The sequence below is a fragment of the Microbacterium protaetiae genome (assembly GCF_004135285.1).
Classification (GTDB): Bacteria; Actinomycetota; Actinomycetes; order Actinomycetales; family Microbacteriaceae; genus Microbacterium; species Microbacterium protaetiae.
In genome coordinates this window covers 2,833,192-2,857,794 of sequence record NZ_CP035494.1, presented here as the reverse complement: position 1 = coordinate 2,857,794, position 24,603 = coordinate 2,833,192, and the positions used below count along the sequence as shown (strand labels likewise).

16 protein-coding genes and 3 rRNA genes are annotated in these 24,603 nt (G+C 65.8%); 3 read left to right on the top strand and 16 right to left on the bottom strand.

Translation table 11 applies throughout. The features are described from left to right. Positions 1-30 precede the first annotated feature (30 nt). From ET475_RS13195 to tyrS, 7 genes are all read right to left on the bottom strand, one after another. Positions 31-1,092, bottom strand: coding sequence for an HAD-IIA family hydrolase (locus tag ET475_RS13195; RefSeq protein ID WP_129391099.1), 1,062 nt, complete (start codon positions 1,090-1,092; stop codon positions 31-33). Continuing rightward, a complete protein-coding gene (locus ET475_RS18170; protein ID WP_242497639.1) occupies positions 1,092-2,399 on the bottom strand; it encodes a primosomal protein in 1,308 nt (435 codons plus the stop codon). The genes ET475_RS13195 and ET475_RS18170 overlap by 1 nt, the downstream gene beginning before the upstream one ends. Before the next feature lie 77 nt (positions 2,400-2,476). Beyond that, positions 2,477-2,593 (bottom strand): 5S ribosomal RNA (rrf, locus tag ET475_RS13185). 80 nt (positions 2,594-2,673) lie between these two features. Further along, a 23S ribosomal RNA gene (locus ET475_RS13180) occupies positions 2,674-5,782 on the bottom strand. A gap of 432 nt (positions 5,783-6,214) precedes the next feature. Next, positions 6,215-7,739 (bottom strand): 16S ribosomal RNA (locus ET475_RS13175). Together the 16S, 23S and 5S rRNA genes form the textbook arrangement of a ribosomal RNA operon. 545 nt (positions 7,740-8,284) lie before the next feature. Further along, positions 8,285-9,115, bottom strand: coding sequence for a DUF4184 family protein (locus tag ET475_RS13170; protein WP_129391096.1), 831 nt, complete (start codon positions 9,113-9,115; stop codon positions 8,285-8,287). A 3-nt stretch (positions 9,116-9,118) separates the two neighbouring features. Further along, on the bottom strand, positions 9,119-10,429 hold the full coding sequence (tyrS, locus tag ET475_RS13165; protein WP_129391093.1) for a tyrosine--tRNA ligase: 1,311 nt from the start codon (positions 10,427-10,429) through the stop codon (positions 9,119-9,121). 269 nt (positions 10,430-10,698) lie between these two features. On the opposite strand from tyrS, the gene ET475_RS13160 reads away from it, so the two are divergent. Then, positions 10,699-11,295, top strand: coding sequence for a hypothetical protein (locus tag ET475_RS13160; RefSeq protein WP_129391090.1), 597 nt, complete (start codon positions 10,699-10,701; stop codon positions 11,293-11,295). A gap of 53 nt (positions 11,296-11,348) precedes the next feature. Continuing rightward, complete coding sequence (locus ET475_RS13155; RefSeq protein ID WP_129391087.1) at positions 11,349-11,945, top strand: hypothetical protein; 597 nt, start codon at positions 11,349-11,351, stop codon at positions 11,943-11,945. Here ET475_RS13155 and argH read toward each other — a convergent pair. Then, complete coding sequence (argH, locus tag ET475_RS13150) at positions 11,942-13,384, bottom strand: argininosuccinate lyase (protein ID WP_242497638.1); 1,443 nt, start codon at positions 13,382-13,384, stop codon at positions 11,942-11,944. The genes ET475_RS13155 and argH overlap by 4 nt on opposite strands. 812 nt (positions 13,385-14,196) lie before the next feature. Here argH and ET475_RS13145 point away from each other — a divergent pair. Next, entirely contained in the window at positions 14,197-15,108 is a 912-nt protein-coding gene (locus tag ET475_RS13145; RefSeq protein WP_129391063.1) for a hypothetical protein, read from the top strand. Positions 15,109-16,031: 923 nt separating this feature from the next. Here the strand turns inward: ET475_RS13145 and argF are convergent. The 8 genes from argF to ET475_RS13105 all read right to left on the bottom strand — a co-directional run bounded on the left by argF (position 16,032) and on the right by ET475_RS13105 (position 24,591). After that, positions 16,032-16,982, bottom strand: a complete 951-nt coding sequence (gene argF / locus ET475_RS13140) for an ornithine carbamoyltransferase (protein WP_129391061.1) — start codon at positions 16,980-16,982, stop codon at positions 16,032-16,034. Then, entirely contained in the window at positions 16,979-18,175 is a 1,197-nt protein-coding gene (locus ET475_RS13135; protein WP_129391058.1) for an acetylornithine transaminase, read from the bottom strand. The genes argF and ET475_RS13135 overlap by 4 nt, the downstream gene beginning before the upstream one ends. Beyond that, positions 18,172-19,077 (bottom strand): acetylglutamate kinase, encoded by a 906-nt coding sequence (gene argB, locus ET475_RS13130; protein WP_129391055.1) that lies wholly within the window; start codon positions 19,075-19,077, stop codon positions 18,172-18,174. The genes ET475_RS13135 and argB overlap by 4 nt, the downstream gene beginning before the upstream one ends. Continuing rightward, positions 19,074-20,231, bottom strand: coding sequence for a bifunctional glutamate N-acetyltransferase/amino-acid acetyltransferase ArgJ (gene argJ, locus ET475_RS13125; RefSeq protein WP_129391052.1), 1,158 nt, complete (start codon positions 20,229-20,231; stop codon positions 19,074-19,076). Before argJ ends, argB begins: the two co-directional genes overlap by 4 nt. Next, entirely contained in the window at positions 20,228-21,271 is a 1,044-nt protein-coding gene (gene argC / locus ET475_RS13120; protein WP_129391050.1) for an N-acetyl-gamma-glutamyl-phosphate reductase, read from the bottom strand. Before argC ends, argJ begins: the two co-directional genes overlap by 4 nt. Positions 21,272-21,488: 217 nt before the next feature. Beyond that, positions 21,489-22,229 (bottom strand): dienelactone hydrolase family protein, encoded by a 741-nt coding sequence (locus ET475_RS13115; protein WP_165310922.1) that lies wholly within the window; start codon positions 22,227-22,229, stop codon positions 21,489-21,491. A 23-nt stretch (positions 22,230-22,252) separates the two neighbouring features. Beyond that, complete coding sequence (locus tag ET475_RS13110) at positions 22,253-23,836, bottom strand: hypothetical protein (RefSeq protein ID WP_129391046.1); 1,584 nt, start codon at positions 23,834-23,836, stop codon at positions 22,253-22,255. Beyond that, on the bottom strand, positions 23,818-24,591 hold the full coding sequence (locus tag ET475_RS13105) for an ABC transporter ATP-binding protein (protein ID WP_129391043.1): 774 nt from the start codon (positions 24,589-24,591) through the stop codon (positions 23,818-23,820). The genes ET475_RS13110 and ET475_RS13105 overlap by 19 nt, the downstream gene beginning before the upstream one ends. Positions 24,592-24,603 lie beyond the last annotated feature (12 nt).

Below are 24,603 nucleotides of genomic sequence, written 5' to 3'. Positions count from 1 at the left end.
TCCCCGGACCACGCTCTGCCTTGGGAAGCCTCAGGGCCGCACGAACGGGTCGGCGTACAAAGCGTCCTCGACGCGGAATCCGAAGATCGCGCGGCCCGAGTTCCACACCGCGGCGGATCCCGCCCGAACCAGGTCGATCGGCCGGGATCCGGCATCCAGCACCCGCAGATCGGCGCCGTCGATGCGTACCACCGCGTCGCCCACCCGGGTCGTGTCGCCGTCGGTCTGCGTGGCCGGGTACGGCTCGAACAGCTGCCGCAGGTCTTCGAGGATGAAATCGGGCCGGCTTGTCGGCGGCGCCGCCAGCACGTGCTTGGGCCGGTCGACACCGGTCAGGACCAGTACCGAGGGGATGCCGGCGGCCTGCGCGCCCGCAATGTCGGTGTCGAGCCGGTCGCCGATGAAAAGGGGATGACGCGCACCGAACCGCGCCACCGCCTCGCGGAAGATCGCGGGTTCGGGTTTGCCGGCGACAGTGGCCAGCCGGCCGACCGCCGTGTGCACGGCCGAGACCAGCGTGCCGTTTCCCGGTGCGATGCCGCGCGCCTGCGGCAGGGTCCAGTCGGTGTTGGTGGCGATCCACGGGATGCCGCCCTCTTCTTCGGGAACCTTCAGGGCGAAGGCGGCTTCGGCCAGCTGGGTCCATACGATGTCGGGCGAGAACCCCTGCACGACAGCGGCCGGCTCGTCGTCGGCGCTGCCGGTGACCGTGTAACCGGCCCGGGTGACCTCGGAGGTCAGGCCCTCGCCGCCCACCACGAGGATCACCGCGGGAGCGGGCACCATCGTCTTCAGCAGCCGGACCGCGGCCTGCGGACTGGTCACGACGTCTTCGGGCACCGTGCGCGCGAGCCCGAGTTCACGCAGGTGCGCGGCGACGTTCGCGTCGGTGCGCGACGCATTGTTGGTGATGTAGCCCAGCCGCGCTCCGTCGTCGGCCGCGCGGGTCAGGCTCGCCACAGCGTGGGGAAGCGCCCCGGAGCCCGCGTAGATGACGCCGTCCAGGTCAGCCAAGACAGTGTCGACCCCGTCCATGGGCGTGGGCGTGGGAGCGGGCGTGGGCGTGCGGGGTGAGCGGCCGAACAGCGGCATCAGGCCTCGCCTTCCCCGGGCGCGGCGTCTTCGCTCACCGACTCAGACGCGGCGTCGCTGCCCGCAGGCGTGTCTGTCGAGCTGCGCGGTTCCTCCTCGTCGAGCTCTTCGATGACCACGACCTCGCTCTCGTCGACTCCGGATGCCTCATCCAGAGCCTGCGCGGCCACGTCGGCCAGCTTCTGCCAACGCGCCGCCTCGGCGTCTCGTCCCAGCTCTTCGAACACCGTCGCGCGCGCGGCGAACAGAGCGGGGCTCCATTCGAACGCGCGGGCGGGATCGGCCTCCGGGATCTCCAGCTCCTGCAGCGCACGCTCGGCATTGCCCAGGTCGAGCCAGGCGCCCGACATCGCGATGGCCAGGCCCACCCGTACCTCTGTGGGAAGTGCCGCCCGGTCCACGCCGCGCCCTTCCTCGAGAGCACGCTCAGGCCGTCCCATGCCGCGCTCGCTGTCCACCAGCAGCGCCACCTGGTCATCGCGCCCGGTGAGCCGCCGATACGTGCGCAGCTCCCGCAGGGCGAGTGCGAAATCGCCGATGGCGTACGCGGTGATCGCCACGGTCTCACGTGCCACCGGGATCCTCCCGGCATGCCGAGAGGCCGCCAGCGCATGCTCATGCGCCCGTGCCGGATCGTCATCGATAAGACGCGCGGCCATCGCCAGATGCCGCGCCACCTGCTCGGCGTTCTCCTTGCTCAATGTCTTCAGCTCATTGCGCGCGGCGGGATGCAGATCGCGCGGCGTGATGTCGTCGGGCAGCGCCGGATCCAGCGGACGGTCGGCCCGTTCGCTCTGAGGCGGACGCGTCGTCCGCCGGTCGTCCCGCCCCTCGACTCGGGGCTTCCGATCGTATGCCGGCCGGCCGCCGCGCTCCGCGCCGCGGCCCGTAGGCGTGCGATCACCGTAGGGCTTGCGATCGGCACGATCACCATACGGCTTGCGGTCACCGTACGGCTTGCGATCGGCACGATCACCATACGGCTTGCGGTCACCGTACGGCTTGCGATCGGCACGATCTCCATACGGCTTGCGGTCACCGTACGGCTTGCGATCAGCACGATCCCCGGACGCCGGACGAGCCGGCCGATCACCATACGGCTTCCGATCCCCGTACGGCTTGCGATCGCCGTACGGCTTGCGATCCCCGTACGGCTTGCGATCGCCGTACGGCTTGCGATCAGCCCGATCGCCCGCGCCGCGGCCACGCGGCGCGCCGTCCTTCTGAGATCGCGGCGGCTCGCTCGACCGTCGCCGATCCTGACCCCGTCCACGGCTTTCGCCCGGACGTTCTTCGTCTTCAGCCACGTCGATACCTCACCTTGCCGATTCTGCCGCAAAAACAGAAATGGCCACCTCGAGGGTGGCCATTTCTGGTGAAAAGTGTTCGGCGGTGTCCTACTCTCCCACAGGGTCCCCCCTGCAGTACCATCGGCGCTGAGAGGCTTAGCTTCCGGGTTCGGAATGTCACCGGGCGTTTCCCTCTCGCTATGGCCGCCGAAACAATATGGATATGTCAATCAGATTCCCGACCGCACATCGAGAACCACAAAGTGGACGCGTACATCAAAAACGTTGAAGTGTTATCAAGTCATCGGCTTATTAGTACCGGTCAGCTCCACACGTTACCGTGCTTCCACATCCGGCCTATCAACCCAGTAATCTGGCTGGGAGCCTCTCCCCCTCACGGGGATGGAAGTCTCATCTCGAGGCCGGCTTCCCGCTTAGATGCTTTCAGCGGTTATCCATCCCGAACGTAGCTAATCAGCGGTGCTCCTGGCGGAACAACTGACACACCAGAGGTTCGTCCAACCCGGTCCTCTCGTACTAGGGTCAGATCCTCTCAAACTTCCTACGCGCGCAGCGGATAGGGACCGAACTGTCTCACGACGTTCTAAACCCAGCTCGCGTACCGCTTTAATGGGCGAACAGCCCAACCCTTGGGACCTACTCCAGCCCCAGGATGCGACGAGCCGACATCGAGGTGCCAAACCATGCCGTCGATATGGACTCTTGGGCAAGATCAGCCTGTTATCCCCGAGGTACCTTTTATCCGTTGAGCGACAGCGCTTCCACAAGCCACTGCCGGATCACTAGTCCCGACTTTCGTCCCTGCTCGACCTGTCAGTCTCACAGTCAAGCTCCCTTGTGCACTTACACTCGCCACCTGATTGCCAACCAGGTTGAGGGAACCTTTGGGCGCCTCCGTTACTCTTTGGGAGGCAACCGCCCCAGTTAAACTACCCACCAGGCACTGTCCCTGAACCGGATTACGGTCCGAAGTTAGGCATCCAGAGTGACCAGAGTGGTATTTCAACAATGACTCCACCCGAACTGGCGTCCGGGCTTCACAGTCTCCCACCTATCCTACACAAGCCACACCGAATACCAATACCAAGCTATAGTAAAGGTCACGGGGTCTTTCCGTCCTGCTGCGCGTAACGAGCATCTTTACTCGTAATGCAATTTCGCCGAGTTCGCGGTTGAGACAGTTGGGAAGTCGTTACGCCATTCGTGCAGGTCGGAACTTACCCGACAAGGAATTTCGCTACCTTAGGATGGTTATAGTTACCACCGCCGTTTACTGGGGCTTAAATTCGCAGCTTCGCCCAAAGGCTGACCGCTCCTCTTAACCTTCCAGCACCGGGCAGGCGTCAGTCCGTATACATCGTCTTGCGACTTAGCACGGACCTGTGTTTTTAGTAAACAGTCGCTACCCACTGGTCTCTGCGGCCACCACACCCTTTCGGTGTAAAACCTAATAAGTGGATGGCCCCCCTTCTCCCGAAGTTACGGGGGCATTTTGCCGAGTTCCTTAACCACGATTCTCTCGATCTCCTTGGTATTCTCTACCTGACCACCTGAGTCGGTTTGGGGTACGGGCGGCTAGAACCTCGCGTCGATGCTTTTCTTGGCAGCAGAGGATCACCCACTTTTCATCCGCATCGTGTCTCACCCTGAATGACTCCCGGATTTGCCTAGGAGTCGGGCTACGCACTTGCACCAGGACAACCATCGCCTGGCTTGGGCTACCTTCCTGCGTCACACCTGTTAATACGCTAGCCGCACCAGCATGGGGTCGAGCGTTCACCAAAACACCATCACCCCGAAGGGATCCGGCACGTCCTGGCTAGGACTCTTAGCACCACTGGATTGACTGGGGCGGTTCTTCGCCGGTACGGGAATATCAACCCGTTGTCCATCGACTACGCCTGTCGGCCTCGCCTTAGGTCCCGACTTACCCAGGGAAGATGAGCTTGACCCTGGAACCCTTGGTCTTCCGGAGGACGTGTTTCTCACACGTCTTTCGCTACTCATGCCTGCATTCTCACTCGTGTGCCGTCCACGGCTGGGTCACCCCGCCGCTTCACCCGGCACACGACGCTCTCCTACCCATCCACACGACTGGACCACAAAGGCCTATCGCAAGTGTGAATGCCACATCTTCGGTGGCGTGCTTGAGCCCCGTTACATTGTCGGCGCGGAATCACTTGACCAGTGAGCTATTACGCACTCTTTCAAGGGTGGCTGCTTCTAAGCCAACCTCCTGGTTGTCAAGGCAACTCCACATCCTTTCCCACTTAGCACGCGCTTAGGGACCTTAGATGGTGGTCTGGGTTGTTTCCCTCTCGACGATGAAGCTTATCCCCCACCGTCTCACTGCTGCGCTCTCACTTACCGGCATTCGGAGTTTGGCTGACGTCAGTAACCTGGTCGGGCCCATCGGCCATCCAGTAGCTCTACCTCCGGCAAGAAACACGCAACGCTGCACCTAAATGCATTTCGGAGAGAACCAGCTATCACGAAGTTTGATTGGCCTTTCACCCCTATCCACAGCTCATCCCCTCAGTTTTCAACCTAAGTGGGTTCGGCCCTCCACGACGTCTTACCGTCGCTTCAGCCTGGCCATGGATAGATCACTTCGCTTCGGGTCTAGGACACGCGACTGAACGCCCTGTTCAGACTCGCTTTCGCTACGGCTCCCCCACACGGGTTAACCTCGCCACGTATCACTAACTCGCAGGCTCATTCTTCAAAAGGCACGCTGTCACCCCTACTAAGGAGGCTCCAACGGTTTGTAAGCAAACGGTTTCAGGTACTATTTCACTCCCCTCCCGGGGTACTTTTCACCTTTCCCTCACGGTACTTGTCCGCTATCGGTCATCTGGGAGTATTCAGGCTTATCAGGTGGTCCTGACAGATTCACACGGGATTTCTCGGGCCCCGTGCTACTCGGGATACTCTCCACGCCAAGAACACGCATTTCGGCTACAGGGCTATCACCTGCTACGGCCCGCCTTCCCAGACGATTCGCCTATACGCTCTTGTCACGCCGACTGTCCGGCAGAACAGTCAAGAAAGTCCCACAACCCCCAGCATGCAACGCCCGCCGGCTCTCACACACACTAGGTTTAGCCTCTTCCGGTTTCGCTCGCCACTACTCACGGAATCACTATTGTTTTCTCTTCCTGTGGGTACTGAGATGTTTCACTTCCCCACGTTCCCTCTACCCGCCCTATACATTCAGGCGGGAGTCACCAGGTCAGCACGCCGCCTGGCGGGGTTTCCCCATTCGGAAATCCTCGGATCAAAACTCGCTTACCAGTTCCCCGAGGCTTATCGCAGATTGCCACGTCCTTCTTCGGCTCCAGATGCCAAGGCATCCACCGTTTGCTCTTAAAGACTTGAAATCACATGAGTTTCATCACCAACACCACACCAGGCAAAACCCGGCACAATGCTGACAAAAAATGATCTTTAAGATCATCAAGAACCAGCCAAAAAGACTGATTCAAAGATGCTCGCGTCCACTGTGTAGTTCTCAAAGTACGGGCGGAACCTCCCCCACCTGCCAGCACAACACCAGCAAACAGAAAAGGCCCAGAGGTTCAGCCACCCTCCCCCAAAAGGGAAGGACACCCGGTCCCTCAGGACCCAACAGCGTGCAGACACCCCGCCAACCAACCCCCACCTTCCCACCGTCCAAAAACGGCGTACTAACGAGAGCCAACCAACCAGATGCCATGTCAAACGTTCCACCCATGAGCCCCGACCACACACATTCGGTGTGGAACCGGGCACTAAAACCACCAGGCGAACCCAGCAGCTCAGTAGCTCCTTAGAAAGGAGGTGATCCAGCCGCACCTTCCGGTACGGCTACCTTGTTACGACTTAGTCCTAATTACCGATCCCACCTTCGACGGCTCCCTCCACAAGGGTTGGGCCACCGGCTTCAGGTGTTACCGACTTTCATGACTTGACGGGCGGTGTGTACAAGACCCGGGAACGTATTCACCGCAGCGTTGCTGATCTGCGATTACTAGCGACTCCGACTTCACGTAGTCGAGTTGCAGACTACGATCCGAACTGGGACCGGCTTTTTGGGATTCGCTCCACCTCACGGTATCGCAGCCCTTTGTACCGGCCATTGTAGCATGCGTGAAGCCCAAGACATAAGGGGCATGATGATTTGACGTCATCCCCACCTTCCTCCGAGTTGACCCCGGCAGTATCCCCTGAGTTCCCACCATAACGTGCTGGCAACAGAGAACGAGGGTTGCGCTCGTTGCGGGACTTAACCCAACATCTCACGACACGAGCTGACGACAACCATGCACCACCTGTGCACCGACCATAAAGGGGCGACCATCTCTGGCCGTTACCGGTGCATGTCAAGCCTTGGTAAGGTTCTTCGCGTTGCATCGAATTAATCCGCATGCTCCGCCGCTTGTGCGGGTCCCCGTCAATTCCTTTGAGTTTTAGCCTTGCGGCCGTACTCCCCAGGCGGGGAACTTAATGCGTTAGCTGCGTCACGGAATCCGTGGAAAGGACCCCACAACTAGTTCCCACCGTTTACGGGGTGGACTACCAGGGTATCTAAGCCTGTTTGCTCCCCACCCTTTCGCTCCTCAGCGTCAGTTACGGCCCAGAGATCTGCCTTCGCCATCGGTGTTCCTCCTGATATCTGCGCATTCCACCGCTACACCAGGAATTCCAATCTCCCCTACCGCACTCTAGTCTGCCCGTACCCACTGCACGCCCGAAGTTGAGCCCCGGGATTTCACAGCAGACGCGACAAACCGCCTACGAGCTCTTTACGCCCAATAATTCCGGATAACGCTTGCACCCTACGTATTACCGCGGCTGCTGGCACGTAGTTAGCCGGTGCTTTTTCTGCAGGTACCGTCACCCAAAGGCTTCTTCCCTACCAAAAGAGGTTTACAACCCGAAGGCCGTCATCCCCCACGCGGCGTTGCTGCATCAGGCTTGCGCCCATTGTGCAATATTCCCCACTGCTGCCTCCCGTAGGAGTCTGGGCCGTGTCTCAGTCCCAGTGTGGCCGGTCACCCTCTCAGGCCGGCTACCCGTCGACGCCTTGGTGAGCCATTACCTCACCAACAAGCTGATAGGCCGCGAGCCCATCCCAGACCGAAAAATCTTTCCAAACACGACCATGCGGTCACATCTCATATCCAGTATTAGACACCGTTTCCAGCGCTTATCCCAGAGTCCAGGGCAGGTTGCTCACGTGTTACTCACCCGTTCGCCACTAATCCCCCAGTGCAAGCACCAGGTTCATCGTTCGACTTGCATGTGTTAAGCACGCCGCCAGCGTTCATCCTGAGCCAGGATCAAACTCTCCGTAAAAAAACAGAAGCCACAACCACACCGGAAAAAAGTGAAAGCTGCAGCGAGTTCAACCATGACCAAAAAGGATGCCATCACTGACAATCCATAAATTGATCCAAAGGAATCTCACCCAACCAAAAAGGTCAGGACGAGGTTATTTGGCATTTGACAAGTGCACGCTGTTGAGTTCTCAAGGATCGGACGCACCCACACACCAACCAACCAAGGCCAACACACAGGGCAACTTCACAATCATACCCACCCCGAGCCGGTTGTCGAATCGACACGCCGCTCTCGGGCTGGGACATCCCATCGTATCACCAGACCAACTGGTTGAACACCGTCGGCGTGGAGAAGATGGGAGGCGTTCGCTGCTTGAGGGGGGCGGTGGCCTTTCGGCTCTTCGCTCAACCCTTTGGGGCGAACAAGTAATACTGTACGCGAGGTTGGCACTCTGCACGAATCGCTGCTGCACCCCGGGCGTGTCGCCCCGATGAGGGCCGATTTTTGCACCAGACTGCCTGCCCTCTGCCCGACTGGCCCCTCCCCGATGCCTCAGGCATTCACTCCCCCGTGTCACTGGACGTGTCGCCCACACGTTTGCTTTGTGCTGCCGCCCGTCGAGCCTGCACGATGACGGCGACAGCGACCGTGAGCAGGCCCCACGCGGCGCATGCGGGAGGCAAGACGCGGTAGGCGAGGTGCTGCGCCGTGAAATCGGCGGTGAGCGGTCCGTAGACGCCCAGCCCGATTCCCCAGGCCACAAGCAGGGACGCCGGAAGAGCAGCGAGCCAGACCCCCGGCATCCATGCAGGCAGAACACGGTGCAGCGTGCCTGCGCCCGTACGCCGGAACCAGAGCAGCGACCACACCGCCAGCACGACGACCCCGACGATGCTCGACCCGTGCTGCACCCACTTGTACCCGGGTAGCGGCCCCCATGCCGAAGCGAGCGCCGGGATGAGCAGCACTCCTGCTCGTCCCTCGTGACTGAACGCGTCCCAGGCGAGGTGGCTGAGTACCCCCAGCGCGAGCGCGACGATCAGCAGCAGCATCCCTGCCTGCCATGGCCGCGCCCGGGGCGCAAGCGTCTCTTTGAATGCGGCGCCGGCACCGAGGTCCCACGCGACAGGCAGCCTGCGTGCTATCGCCGCCGGAACGAGTTCGCTGGCGGCCGGGCGCAGCACACATCGCCACAGCACCAGAAGCACGAAGGCGAGCACGACGGTCGCGGGCAGCCAGACAGGGTCATGGGTCCACTTGTAGTCGATCGGAGTTCCCCGCAGAAACAGCGGCAGGTCAGGCGTCATGGCCCCGATCGCGATAGCGGCCGCCGGCAGCGGAGTGCGCACGAACGGGAGCGCCACTATCGCGTGACTCGGCGTGAACGGCATGGCTCAGGCGGTGACGAACACTCCGGCCAGAGTCTTCTTCCCGCGCCTGAGCACCGACACCCCACCGGGGAGCGCGCCGGTGACCAGAGCGCCCTCATCTTCGACGCGCACGCCGTCGACCGAGACTCCGCCCTGTGTTATCGCCCGTCGTGCCTCTCCGAGGCTCGCGACCAGTCCGGTCTCGACGAGCGCCTGGACCACCGTCGTGGAGGCAGTGCCGTCGGTGTGCGGCAGCTCGTGCAGCGCACTGCGCAGGGTGTCAGGGTCAAGGGAAGTCAGATCGCCGGTGCCGAAGAGGGCTTCGGATGCCGCGGCCACAGCGGTTGCGGCATCCAGCCCGTGCACCGTCGTGACGACCTCGGTGGCCAGACGCTTCTGTGCGGCACGGCGGAACGGCTCGGTCTCGACCAGGCGCGCGTACTCGTCGATCTCGGCGCGGCTGAGGAAGGTGAAGACCTTGAGCCGGTCGATGACGTCGGCGTCGAGCGTGTTGAGCCAGAACTGGTACATCCGGTACGGGCTGCACATGTCGGCATCCAGCCAGATGGCATTGCCCTCGCTCTTGCCGAACTTGGTGCCGTCTCCGTTCGTGATCAGCGGAGTGCCGATCGCATGGACGGCCACCCCTTCGACACGATGGATGAGATCGACGCCGCTGGTGAGGTTTCCCCATTGGTCAGACCCGCCGGTCTGCAAGATGCAGCCGTACTGCCGGTAGAGCTCGAGGTAGTCGAGCCCCTGCAGGATCTGGTAGCTGAACTCGGTGTAGCTGATGCCGGCCTCGGAGTTCAGCCGTGCACTGACGGCGTCTTTCTTCAGCATCGTGCCGACGCGGTAGTGCTTGCCGATCTCGCGCAGGAAATCGATGGCCGACAGCGGGGCGGTCCAATCGAGGTTGTTCACCAGCTGCGCGGCGTTCTCGCCCTCGAAGCTCAGGTACCGCTCGACCTGGGCGCGCAGTCTGCCCACCCACTCCGCGACCGTCTCTTTCGTGTTCAGCGTGCGCTCGGCGGTCGGCCGCGGATCGCCGATGAGGCCGGTGGAGCCCCCCACCAGGCCCAGCGGCTTGTGACCGGCCAGTTGCAAGCGTCGCAGCACCAGCAACTGCACCAGGTTGCCCAGGTGCAGGCTGGGCGCTGTCGGATCGAAGCCGCAGTAATACGTGATCGGGTCTCCGCCCAACGCGGCGCGCAGCGCCTCGGCATCCGTGGAGACATGCACCAGGCCGCGCCAGACGAGTTCGTCCCAGACGTTGTCGAACGTCGGGTCGTTGGCCGGCGCGAGGGCGCGGGGAGCGGGTGTTGACACGCGCATCAGAGTATCAGCGTCGCTGGGACGGATTTCGCTCAGAGCGAACACGACCTGAGGGTCGCCTGTGAGCACATTCTGTGGTCTGACCACATGTGGTTTACTTGATGTGTCGGCGATAACGACCGCCCCCACGGTCTCCCAGTCGACGACAGGGACGCGCTGCCCGTGCTGCGTCGCCCTCCGGGCTCGACCCCGGGCAGTCCCCACGACGCCGTCGGCCCTTCCCCCCCGGGTCGGCGGCGTCTTCTGCACCCGCATGCCAGACTGACGGCATGGCTCTGTTCCCCGGTGCGGATGTTCTGCTGACAGCGGCGCTGTCGATCTTCCTGTTCCTCGCGCTGTGCGCGGCACTGGTGTTGATCATCATCGCGCTGCGGCATCCTTCGTCCTATCTCCTGCTGGTCGCCGGGATACTGGTGGTCGTCGCACTGCTGGTGGTGGCGATCTCGGCGGTGAACGTGCCGGCGATCATGGGCATCATCCTGACCCTGCTGGGCGTGGCGGTCGCCGTCATCGGTGGCAACCCGGTCGCCCGACGGCTGCTCGACATCGCCGCCGGCTCACGCGTGCGCGAGACCGCAGACGGCGGCATCGTCGTCGTGGCACAGGAGCAGGATGCCGCCTCGACCGGGCCGCGCACCCTCATGCGGGGCGGAACGGTGATCGGGTACCTGGAACGGCTGGCGGCAGTCATCGCCATCGTTGTGGGATATCCCGAGGCGATCGCGGTGGTCGTCGCCATCAAGGGCATCGGCCGGTTCTCGGAGCTGAGCGAACCCGAAGCCCGAGAGCGGTTCATCGTCGGCACGCTGGCGAGCCTGGTGTGGGCGTGCGCTGTGGGCGCGCTGCTGCGCCTTGCCATCTGGTGAACTATTAAGCCTGTACTCTTATACCTGACATATTTAGCCTGTATGCTTATTCAATGTTCATCCTGACGATCGATCAGAAGGCAAGCCGCACGGGAAGCGATCTCATCCCCGACGCACTCGCTGAGTTCGCACGGCTCGCACCCGCACACATCACTGCGGGCCCCGAGCGCACTGTCGGCGATGAGCTGCAACTGGCCACCGACGATGCCGGCACGGCGCTGCGCATCATCCTGCACGCCACCCGAACTCAGCACTGGAGCACCGGGGTCGGACTGGGCGAGGTGGAGACGCCGTTGCCCGCATCGATCCGCTCGGGGCGCGGGCCGGCGTTCATCCATGCGCGGGCGGCCGTGGACCGCGCCAAGAGCGACCCGACACGGGTGGCGATCAGCGGCGGGCCGGGCGCCACCGACGCCGAGGCCCTCGTGCGACTGCTCATCGATGTGCGCGACCGGCGCACCGACAAAGGCTGGCAGGTCAGCGACGCTCTCGCCGAGGGGCTCAGTCAGCAGGAGGTCGCCCAGCGGCTGCGCATCAGTGCGGCCGCGGTCAGCCTGCGTGCCAGAGCTGCCGGGCTACGCGTAGAGGAGCAGGCGGTTCCCGCACTCGTGCGGGTGCTCGCAGCCGCCGACGCGCAGGCCGGCGCCTAGAGACCCAGTGTGTGCGCGGCCGCCTGAGCCCGCGCGATGAGTTCGGCGCGCTGCTCGGCGACGCGTACGGGGGCCGTTCCGCCGACGCCGTCGCGGCTGGCCACCGACCCTTCGATGGTGAGCACGTCGCGCACGGCCGGGGTCAAGTGCGGCGAGACCTCAGCGAGCAGCTCGTCGGCGGCATCCTGCAGTCCGATCCCGCGCTGCTCACACGCCTGGACGAGCGCCCCCGAGATCTCGTGGGCGTCGCGGAAAGGCACCCCCTGCCGCACGAGCCAGTCCGCGACATCCGTCGTGAGCGAAAAGCCCTCCGGGGCCAGCTGAGCCATCCGCACGGTGTCGAACCGCATCGTCGCGACCATGCCGGCGAAAGCGGGCAGCAGAAGCTCGAGGGTGTCGACCGAGTCGAAGACGGGCTCTTTGTCCTCTTGCAAGTCGCGGTTGTAGGCGATGGGCAGCCCCTTCAGCGTGGTGAGCAGCCCGGTGAGGTTGCCGACCACCCGGCCGGCCTTTCCACGGGCGAGCTCGGCGATGTCGGGGTTCTTCTTCTGCGGCATGATGCTCGAGCCGGTCGAGTAGCCGTCGTCGAGCGTGACGAAGCCGAACTCGCGGGTGTTCCAGAGGATGACGTCTTCGGCGAAGCGGGAGAGGTCGATGCCGATCTGCGCGGCGATGAAGGCGAACTCGGCGACGACGTCGCGCGCTGCGGTGCCGTCGAGGGAGTTCTCGGCCGGACGATCCAGCCCGAGCTCGCGCGCGACCAGGGCCGGGTCGAGCCCGAGGCTGGAACCGGCCAGCGCTCCCCCGCCGTACGGGCTCACCCGAGCGCGGGACGCCCAGTCGCGCAAGCGCTCGAGATCGCGCACCAGAGGCCAACCGTGCGCCTGCAGGTGGTGCGCGAGCAGAATCGGCTGCGCGTGCTGCAGGTGTGTGCGCCCCGGCATGATCGCGTCGGGGTGTTCTTCGGCTTGCGCGACGATGGCGTCGATCAGACGCAGGATGCCGTGGGCGATGGTCTTGGCATGGTCGAGCAGATACAGCCGCACGAGGGTGGCGATCTGGTCGTTGCGGCTGCGCCCGGCCCGCAAGCGCCCGCCCAGGTCGGTGCCCGCACGTTCGATGAGACCGCGCTCCAAGGCGCCGTGCACGTCTTCGTCGCTGTCGGCGGCGGCGAACGCGCCCGAGGCGACGTCGGCGGCGAGCCGGTCGAGCGCATCGCGCATGCCCGCGAGCTGTTGGTCGCTCAGGTAGCCGGCCGCGTGCAGCGCCACGGCGTGCGCCCGCGACCCGGCGATGTCATAGGGCGCCAGCGCCCAGTCGAAGTGCGTCGACTTGCTCAGCGCCGCCAACTCGGCAGAGGGGCCGGAGGCGAATCGGGCGCCCCAGAGGGCCCCCTCGTTCGTGCCGTGCTTTTCAGTGGTCGGGCTGTCGTCGCTCACGAGTTCCAGCCTATCGGCGCCGCTGCGCGGCGCGCGGCGCAGCGGCACGCCAGCCCGCAGCTCGCCGTCCCGCGTTGTCGCGTCAGCCACCTCGATGCGACACATCCGGACGGCACCTCCGTCAGGCATCCCACACACCGTCATCCCACCGGTACCGCCCCGTCCTGGATTGTCGCTTCAGCCACCGCAAGCGCCACATCCGGACGGCACCGCCGCCAGGCACCCCGCACGCCGTCCCAAAATGCCGCACATCCGCACCCCCAACGCGACATATCCAGACGGCACCGCCGCCAGGCACCCCGCACGCCGTCCCAAAATGCCGCACATCCGCACCCCGACGCGACACATCCAGACGGCAACGCCGCCAGGCACCCCGCACGCCGTCCCAAAATGCCGCACATCCGCACCCCGACGCGACACATCCAGACGGCAACGCCGCCAGGCACCCGGCACGCTACCACCTCCATCGCGCAGGGACGACCGGCCCGAAGTGTCGCTTCAGCCACCGCAAGCGACACATCAGGACCGGGGGCTGCTGAGCCCGGGATGCCGCTTCCCGACCGAATCGCGAGGCACGTCGTTTCCTCCACAGGGCGAGAGGCTTGGCGGCGCGCGACGGGCTTTCCACAGATCAGCATCCCGCGCCGCGTACCGGTCGCCGCATCTTCGAAGATCGAAAGATGCCCACACCACTCAGTACTCTGCCCAATGAATTAGGTCGCGAGTTCAGCGTGCGCGATGCTCAGCGCGCCGGAGTCTCCGCCCGCCGCTTGCGGCATCCGCGATTGGAGTCCCCGTTTCACGGTGTGCGCATGCTCGGCGCTCCCGTCGTGAAGCAACCGGACAACGACGAAAGTGCTTTCGGCCGCGAGGCGCGCACCCTGACTGCCGAGATCCTTCAGCTGGCACGCGCGTACGCGTGCATCATGCCGGATTGGGCATTCTTCTCGCACGTGACGGCCGCGGTGATCTGGGGGTTTCCTGTGCCGATCCGCCTCCTGCGAGCGGCGATACGGCAGGTGCGCCGCCATGGCCACCTTGTTCCGGCGCGCGGCATCGACGTCGCCGTGCTGGGTCGCCGGCGCGCATCGAAGGCGAGAGGCGTGCGCGGGCACGAGCTGACGCCGACTCAGACGACCGTACGAACCGTCGACGGCATGCGTGTGTTAAGCTCAGCCTCCACATGGGCGACCCTGGCCGACGAACTGACTGTTGACGAACTCATCGAGATGGGTGATGCGATCGTCTACATCCCGCGGCGTCACGGCATGGAGCGCGGGACGGCCGAAGATGCACACGCGACGATCGAGCAGCTGCGCGCGGCGGCTCTTGCCCCGCGGCGGAGGAACCGGGCGAAGCTCCTGGAGGCGCTCGAGCTGATCCGGGTGGGCGCGGCCTCACCCTTTGAGACCCGCGTCCGCATCGCATGCGTGCGAGCGGGCTTGCCCGAGCCAGAACTCGACTACGACGTGATCGCAGCGGACGGCACGCCCATCGGCTTCACCGAGATCGCGTTCCCCGACCAACGCTTGCTCATCGAAGGCGAAGGCGACCACCATCGGACCGACCGCGCTCAGTGGTACCGCGACATCGACAAGCACACCGCGTGCGAGGATGCCGGGTGGCGTGTCCTGAGACTTGTTTCGACGCATGTCTACCCGTCGACGGGACCGGCCGTCGAACGCATCACCGCAGCGCTGAGACGTGCGGGATGGAGCGGCTGAACGTCAGTCGAAGCACGCCCGCGCTCGGTCGCCCAGTGATGCCGTCCCACATCGTCGCTTCATAGCGACCAAGCGACCAAGCAGGACGGCACACATCAGCGGGGAGGGGCGATCCCGCCCCGAACCTCCGTTGCTCCCACGGGACGCCGTCCCACATCGTCGCTTCACACCGACCAAGCGACGGAAAAGGACGGCACACGCCAACAAGAACGCCAACGCCGTCCCACATCGTCGCTTCACACCAACCAAGCGACCAACCAGGACGGCACATGCCAGCCGGAAGGGGCGATCCCGCTCCGAACCTCCGTTTCTCCCCCGGGACGCCGTCCCACATCGTCGCTTCACAGCGACCAAGCGACGGAAAAGGACGGCAAACGCCCAATAAGAACGCCAACGCCGTCCCACATCGTCGCTTCACACCAACCAAGCGACCAACCAGGACGGCACACACCAGCGGGGAGGGGTGATCCCGCTCCGAACCTCCGTTGCTCCCCCGGGATGCCGTCCCACATCGTCGCTTCACACCAACCAAGCGACCAACCAGGACGGCACACACCAGCGGGAGGGGCGATGCCGTCCCAAACGACCGCTTCACCGACGGGAAGGGGCGAAACGGGACGGCAACGCGACACCGCGACCAACCACGCGACACCGTGACCGACCACGCGACACCGCGACCGACCACGCGACACAGCGACACCGCTACACCGCGATCGGGAGTGTCACCCTACGCGCGAGCGCAGCCCGCAGACGGCAACGCGACTACGCGACACCGCGACCACGCGACACCGCGACCAACCACGCGACACCGCGACCAACCACGCGACACCGCGACCAACCACGCGACACCGCGACCGACCACGCGACACCGCGACCGACCACGCGACACCGCGACGGCAACCGCCTGTGCGGTGAGCCGCAGCTCAGGCTGCGGCATCCTCCGTCGAGGTGCCGTTCTGCCGCAGCAGCCAGACGAGCATCGCCTTCTGTGCATGCAGCCGGTTCTCGGCTTCGTCCCAGACCACCGACTGCGGGCCGTCGATGACCTCGGCGTCGACCTCGTAGCCGCGGTCGGCGGGCAGGCAGTGGATGAAGATGGCGTCGTCTTTGGCCAAAGCCATGAGCTCGGTCGTGACCTTGTAGCCGCCCAAATCGCGGATGCGCTCGAGCTTCTCTTCTTCTTTGCCCATCGACACCCAGGTGTCGGTGACGATGATGTCGGCGCCGGCGGCGGCCTCGTTCGCGTCGGTGTACAGGGCGACCGAACCACCCGTCTCGGCGGCGCGGCGGTCGGCATCGGCGACGACGTCAGCGCGCGGCGCATAATCGGCCGGCGAGGCCACGCGCACGTGCATACCCGCGGTGACGCCGGCCAGCACGTAGGAGTGCGCCATGTTCGACTTTCCGTCGCCGAAGAAGGCGAGAGTCAGTCCGGCAAGGTCGCCCTTGTGCTCGCGGATGGTGAGCAGGTCGGCCAACAGCTGGCAGGGGTGGAAGTCGTCGGACAACGCATTGACCACCGGCACGCGCGTGCCCCGTGCCATTTCTTCGAGGCCGGCCTGCGCGTAGGTACGCCACACGATGGCGGCAACCTGGCGCTCCAGGACGCGCGCCGTGTCGGAGGGTGTCTCTTTGCCGCCGAGCTGGCTGTTGGCCGTCGAGATGATCAGCGGCGAGCCGCCCAGGTCGGCGATGCCGACCGCGAACGACACGCGAGTGCGGGTGGAGGACTTGTCGAAGATCACCGCGACCGTCTGGGGGCCGGCGAGGGCCTTGTTCGACCAGCGGTCTTTCTTCAGTTCGATCGCCAGGTCGAGGATCTCGGCTTGCTCGGCCGTGGTCAGATCGTCGTCGCGCAGCAGGTGGCGGGTCACTTCGACTCCTTCGGGTGGGATGCCGCGACCTCGGCGAGCGCGGCGGTGAAAAGGGTGGTGAACTCATCGACTTCGGCGTCGCCGATCGTGTATGCGGGGGCGATGCGGATCACGTCGGCGGTGGGCGCGTTGACGATGAGACCACGCCGCTGCGCGGCATCCCGCACATCTGCCGCCACCGGCGCAGACAGCGTGATACCGATCAGCAGTCCTGCCCCGCGGGTGCCGGTCACCAACGGCACCCCGCGGACGGCGTTGCGCAGCTGGGTGCCGCGCGTGGTGACGTTGGCCAGCAGATCGGTGTTCTCGATCTCGGCGAGCACCGCGTTGCCGACGGCGGTGGCCAGCGGGTTGCCACCGAAGGTCGAGTTGTGCGTACCCGGGTAGAACAGGTCGTTCTCGCCGAAAGTGACCAGAGCGCCCAGGGGGAAGCCGGCCGCGATGCCCTTGGCCAGGCTCATCGCATCAGGGATGATGCCCTCGCGCTGAAAAGCGAACCACTCCCCCGTACGCCCCACTCCGGTCTGCACCTCGTCGACGATGAGGAGCGCCCCGTGCTCGGTGGTCAGCTCCCGCGCGCGGCGCAAGAAGCCATCAGGCAGCGGCACGACGCCGGCTTCACCCTGAATCGGCTCGACGAAAAGGGCCGCGACCGTGTCGTCGGCCAGTGCCCGCTCCAGCGCCTCCACCGTCACCTCGATGTGCGCGACATCGGGCAGCAGCGGCCGGAAGGGGTCTTGGTACGCCGGCTTCGGCGTGAGCGAGAGCGAACCCATCGTGCGCCCGTGGAACGCGCCGGCAAGGCTCAGGATCGTCTTCTTGCCGGTCTTGTGGGCGTGCAGTCGCGCGAGCTTGATCGCTGTCTCGTTCGCCTCAGACCCCGAATTCGCGAAGAAGACGTGACCGCTCTGGCCGGCTCCCGCCAGCCGCTTCAGACGCGCGGCCAGCTCGAGCTGCTGCGGCGTGGCGAAGTAGTTCGACACGTGCGCAAGGGTGGCCGCCTGCTTCGCGGCCGCGTCGACGAAGACGGGGTGCGCATGGCCGAGCGCGTTGACGGCGATGCCGCCGAGAAAGTCGAGGTAGCGCACACCGTCGGCATCCCAGACGTGTGAGCCCTCACCGCGCACGAGAAGTGCGAGCCGACCGCCGAGGTTCAAAAGATCGCGGGATGCCTCATCCTGCCAGGTCGTCATTGTGCGGCCACCTCCGTGCCGATGCCTTTTTCAGTGAAGAGTTCGACGAGCACCGAGTGCGGTACTCGCCCGTCGATGATGGCCGCGGTCTCGACGCCGGCGTCGACGGCGTCCAGACACGCGCGCATCTTCGGGATCATGCCGGATTCCAGACGCGGCAGCATGGCGCGCAGTTCGGAAGCGGTCAGGTGCGAGACCAACGAGTCGCGGCGGGGCCAGTCGGCGTACAGGCCCGCCACATCGGTGAGGATGACGAGTTTGGCCGCTCCCAGGGCGATGGCCAGAGCCGCCGCGGCGGTGTCGGCGTTCACGTTCAGGGAGTGCCCGGGGTTGTCGAGATCGGGCGCAATCGAGGAAACCACAGGAATCCGGCCGGCGGCCAGATGGTCATGGATGGGTTGCGGGTCGACCTGCACGACATCGCCCACCCGGCCCAGATCGTGTTCGACGCCGTCGATGACGACCCCGCGCCGGCGACCGCCGAAAAGTCCGGCGTCTTCGCCCGACAGGCCCGTGGCCAGCGGCCCATGTGCGTTGATCTTCGCGACCAGCTGCGGGTTTATCTGGCCGGTGAGCACCATGCGCACCACCGAGATCGCCTCGGTGGAGGTCACCCGGTACCCGCCCTTGAACTCGCTGGGAATGGCGAGCCGGTCGAGCATCGAGGAGATCTGCGGCCCGCCGCCGTGCACGACGACCGGCTGTACCCCGACATAGCGCAGATAGGCGATGTCAGCGGCGAAGGCATCTTGCAACTCATCGGAGACCATGGCGTTTCCGCCGTACTTGATCACGATGATCTGGTCACGAAACCGGCGCAGCCAGGGCAGCGACTCGATGAGAGTCAGCGCTCTGGCCGACGCTTCGTCGGGGTCGGTGTCTTGCAGATCGATGTCTGTCATGAGGAGTACGCGCTGTTCTCGTGGACGTAATCGTGGGTGAGGTCATTCGTGAGGATCCGCACCGTGGCCTCGCCCGACTTCAGATCGATCACGACGTGCGTCGCACGCGGGGTCAGATCGACGTCTTCGCGCGGGGCGTCCGGGCCCCCGTCGGTGCACACCCGCACGCCGTTCATCCACACGTCGACCTCGTACGGGTCGAAGTCGGCCTGGGTCGTGCCGATCGCCGCCAGCACACGGCCCCAGTTCGGGTCGTTGCCGAAGATCGCCGCCTTGAAGAGGTTGTTGCGGGCGACCGAGCGCCCCACCTCGACGGCATCGGATTCGGATGCCGCATGCCGCACCTCGATAGTGATGTCGTGGCTGGCTCCCTCGGCGTCGCCCTGCAGCTTTTCAGCGAGCTCGATGCACACGGCGGTCAGCGCGGCGCGGAAGGCCTCGGGATCGGGAACCACCCCACTGGCCCCGCTGGCCAGCAGCGTCACCTGGTCGTTCGTCGACATGCATCCGTCGGAGTCGAGCCGGTCGAAGCTCACGTGCGTCGCGTGGCGCAGATGCGCGTCGGCGTCGGCGGCATCCAGTACGGCGTCGGTGGTGATGACCACCAGCATCGTGGCCAGGCCCGGCGCCAGCATCCCGGCACCTTTCGCCATGCCGCCGATCGTCCAGCCGTCGCGCTCTCGCACGGCTGTCTTGCTGACGGTGTCGGTGGTCATGATCGCGGATGCCGCAGCCGCGCCGCCGTCGGCGGACAATGCCGCGACTCCCTTTTCGACACCGTCGAGCACCTTCGCACGAAAGATCTCGTCGCCGGTGCCGATGAGGCCCGTCGAGCACACCAGGATGTCGCCGGAGCTCACGCCCAGCAGCTCGGCGGCCTTCTCAGCGGTCTGATGAGTGGTCTGGAAGCCGAACGTTCCGGTGAAGCAGTTCGCCCCGCCCGAGTTGAGAACAACGGCTTCGACGACGCCGTCAGAGACGGCCTGCTGCGACCACAGGATCGGGTTGGCCTTGGCGCGATTGCTCGTGAACACGGCGGCGCCGACCTTGGCGGGACCCCGGTTGACGACGACGGCCACATCGGGCTTGCCGGTGGATTTCAGGCCCGCGACGACGCCGGCCGCCTCGAACCCCTTCGCTGCGGTGACGGTCACGGGGCGACTCCGTTCACGGTGAGAGCGCGGCCTTCGTCGAGGCCCAACGCGATGTTCATGGACTGCACTGCGGCACCGGCGGTGCCCTTCACAAGGTTGTCGACGGCGGCGACGATCGTGACACGATTCACGTCGCGATCGATGTGCAGCCCCAGAAGAGCCGTGTTCGCGCCGATCACGTCGGCGGTGCGCGGGTAGGTTCCCTCGGGCAGCAACTGCACGAAACGCTCCTCCCCGTACGCGTGCTCCCACGCCGCGCGGATGTCGGCGTCGGAGGCGCCCGGCGTGATCGGCGCAGAGCTGGTGGCGAGGATGCCGCGGGCCATCGGAACGATCACAGGGGTGAAAGAGAGATGCACCTCGGCCGCGCCCGCGGCACGCAACGCCTGCTTGACCTCGGGGATATGCCGATGCACACCCCCGACAGCGTATGGATTCGCCGAGCCGAGGATCTCGCTGCCCAGCAAGTGCGGCTTCAGGCTCTTGCCGGCGCCGGAGGGGCCGACCGCGAGCACGCTGACCAGGTCGGTGGGGTCGATGACACCGGCGGCGATACCGGGTGCGATACTCAGGCTCACCGTGGAGGCGTTGCATCCGGGCGCGGCGATGCGGGTCGCGCCAACGAGGTTCGCACGCTGCTTTCCGGCTTGCGTGGGCAGCTCGGGCACGCCGTAGGCCCAGGGCTCATGGAAGTCGCCGCCGTAGAAGGCGTTCCAGTCGGCCGAGGAGCTCAGGCGGTGGTCGGCGCCGGCGTCGATCACCAGCGACACGTCGGTGAGTGCGTCGGTGTACTGGCCCGACTGCCCGTGCGGCAGGGCGAGGAAGACGATGTCGTGCCCGGAGAGGATCTCGGGCGTGGTCTCTTGCAAGGTCAGGTGTGCCAGTGACCGCAGGTGCGGCTGATGCTGCACGAGCGGCTGGCCCGCGTTCGCGTGCGCGGTGACCGTGCGGATCTCGATGTCAGGATGTGCGGCGAGGATGCGGAGGATCTCTCCCCCCGCATAGCCGGAGGCGCCGGAGACGGCGACCGAATAGGTCATTCTTCTACCTTAGTTTCTGGGTTCCGCCGGACTGAGCCGGCACGGGCCGATAGCGGCGACACCTCACCCGCCGGAGCGGAGTGCGGGGTCGCCTACAGTCGGCGGTCGCCCAGACGTCGGCGCGCGCGACCGAGGCTCACGGGGAGCAGCTCGAGGTTCGCGGCCGAAGGCATGGCCCGACGATAGCGGCCGGGATGCGGCATCCGCAAATCGCGTGTCACAGATGAAGCGCGAGGAACGCCATCGTCCGCTGCCACGCATCGGCGGCAGCGTCGGCGTCGTAACGCGCCCCGGTGTCGTTGAAGAACGCGTGCGCCGCGCGGTCGTAGACCACCGGGGTGAAATCGACACCGGAGGCCGTCATGTCCTGGCGGACGACAGGCAGCGCCTGCATGAGGGCCGTGTCGGTGCCGCCGTAGAAGGCGAGGACGGCGGCCTGAATGTTCTGGATGCGTTCGGCGTCGGGCGCCGTGCCGTAGAACGGGACGACAGCGCGCACGCGTGCATCGGCCGCGGCGAGCAGGAAGGCGTAGGTGCCGCCGAAGCAATAGCCGACCGCACCGATCCGTCCGTCCACGCCCGGCTGCTCGTCGAGGTGGTCGACGGCGGCGGTCAGTGCGCCGGTCGCCCAGGCAGCGTATTCGGGCGCATGGCTGGCTGCCAGCGCTTCGCGCATGCGCGGCTGACCGGCCGTGCGCGCCCCCTCGTCCTTCGAGTTCATCAGTGCGAAAAGCTCCTGGCCCAGTGCCGGCTCGACGCCGGCATGACTGAGGATGTCGGGGGCTATCACGACGTATCCCTCGGCGGCGAACCGGTCGGCCACGTCGATGATGTGATCGGTGAGCCCCCAGATCTCGTGGATGAGCACCAGTCCGCCGCGGGGCTGCTGGGCAGGACGTGCGAGGTAGGCGGCGAAGGGCTCCCCATCGGGAGCGTGGAGCGTCATCGTCTCGGGCATATCCCCACCGTACGCCCGACCGGTCATCCGACCGGGAACGCCTTGATGCGCTGCAGCAGATCGGGACCGGTGCGATCCAGGATGCGCCCACCGATCACCACGCCCGCGATCATCGCGGCCACCCCCACCACGACGGCCACCGGCAGCGAGAGCCATGCCAGCAGCGTCTGGCCCGCGATCGCTCCGATCAGCGCCAGCACCACCGCAGGCGCTGCGAGCACGACCACCCCCGCCATCACGACGAACACCAGAAGACCGTTGACGAACGTCTGGCCCGGCACCGTCTTGAACGGGCTGTCGCCGGGAGCTGCCACCGGAGAGACGATCAGGGCCGACGAGACCGCCGACACCGCGTAGCCGCTCAGCATGAGGGCCACAGAGGCGCCGAGCACCGCCGGCAGCAGCTGCCAGGCTCCGCTGACTGCCACCGTGACGAACGCCACCACGAGGATGGCGGGAACTCCGACGCACGCCGCGCCGAGCAGTCGGCCCAGCCGATCGTGCCGCCCCCGCACACCGCTGGCCAGGACGGTCGCGAACGCGGTGCCGTCGTAGGAGACGTCGGTGTAACCGACGATCGAGACCAGGAAGGCGACCACCGCGCCCGATGCGGCGAAAAGAGTGCTGCCCACACCGCCGGTGAAGGCGAAAACGATCGGCATCAGCGGAACCAGGATCAGCTGCCGCAGATAGCGGGGATCGCGCAGCCACGCGGTCAGGGAGCGCGCCCAGGTGGCTCCGACACCGCCGGTGGGCATGCGGCCGAACAGGCCCAACGCGCCCGCCTTCGCCGCACGGGTGGAGCGGCGCGGTGGCGCGCTCACCGACGCGCGCAGTGCCGCGCCCCAGGCGATCCACAGCAGGACGATGGAGGCCACGGCGATCACCAGCTTGACCGCTGCCGCCAGCCACGCCCCTGCCGCCACGTCGGCGGGAACGGCCCACGCGACGCCCAACGGCGTCCAGCCCAGGATTCCCGCCGCCTGCCAGAGCCGCTGCAGGGGTGCGTCACCCGCGTCGAGCAGCGCCATGGCGCCGGTGATGATCGGTCCGCTCAGGATCACCAGCGCCAGCACCACGGTGCCCACGAGTTCTCGGCCGCGCCGCCCGGCACCGAGCCCGCTGGCCAGGGTGGTCACCAGCCTGCTCGCCAGCACGCAGATCAGCACGCCGATCGCCGCGCACACGACGGCCACCACGGCCGCAGCCGGACGACGCACCCAGAGCACCATCGCAGCCAGCGCGGCCACCGTGGTGGCGATCCCGGGAATACCGGTCAGGCCGGTGCCTGCCAGCGCGAGCATGAGTTGGCGCATGGTGAGCGGGAACGGCGCCAGCCGCGCGGCATCCACACTCGTGTCGGCACCTGCGATGATCACCGGCCCCACCACCCAGCCCAGCACCAAGAGCGACCCGCCCAGAACCGCCACCACGCGCGCCTGTTCGGGCCCCTGCCAGATGGCCAGCGCCACAAGACCGATCACCAGCAGCAGAAGGGCCCCGGCCGCCCACAGCATGCCGAACACGAATCCGACCAGCTGCCACGGATTGCGGCTGAGGGTATTGGCCAGCACTCGGTATCGCAGCCTCAGGACTGTCGCAACCACGCGGGCCCCTGTGTGGTGTGTCGGCCGCCGACGAGGGCGACGAAGCGGTCTTGCAGGCTCTCGCCGTCGCGCACCTGGTCGATGGTGCCCGCGGCCAGCACCCGGCCGCCCGCGATGATGGCGACGTGATCGCACATGCGCTGCACGAGGTCCATCGAGTGGCTCGAGACGATGACCGACCCGCCCGAGGCGGTGTAGCCGCGCAGCACGTCTTCGATGTTGGCGGCCGAGACCGGGTCGACCGATTCGAACGGCTCGTCGAGCACGAGCAGACGAGGGGCATGCACCAGCGCACACGCCAGGGCGATCTTCTTGGTCATTCCGGCCGAATAGTCGGCGACGATCGTGCCGGCCGCTGCGCGCAGATCCATCATCGTGAGCAGATCGTCCACCCGCGGCCCGATCTCGGCCCGAGGGATGCCGAACATCATCGCCGTGTAGGTGAGAAGCTGTTCGCCGGTGAGCCGGTCGAACAATCGCACGCCGTCGGCGAGGTTGCCGATGATGCGTTTGGCACCGACGGGGTCTTGCCACACGTCGATGCCGTGCGCAGCCGCACTTCCGGCATCGGGACGCAGCAGCCCCGTGGCCATCGACAAGGTGGTCGTCTTGCCGGCACCGTTGGGTCCGACCAACCCGAAGAACGAGCCGACGGGCACCTGCAGGTCGATGCCGGCGACGGCGACCTTGTCACCGAAACGCTTGACGAGTCCACTCAACTGCAGCGCGGGTGCATCAGTCACGACCCCGAGCATAGTGGCGGCCCG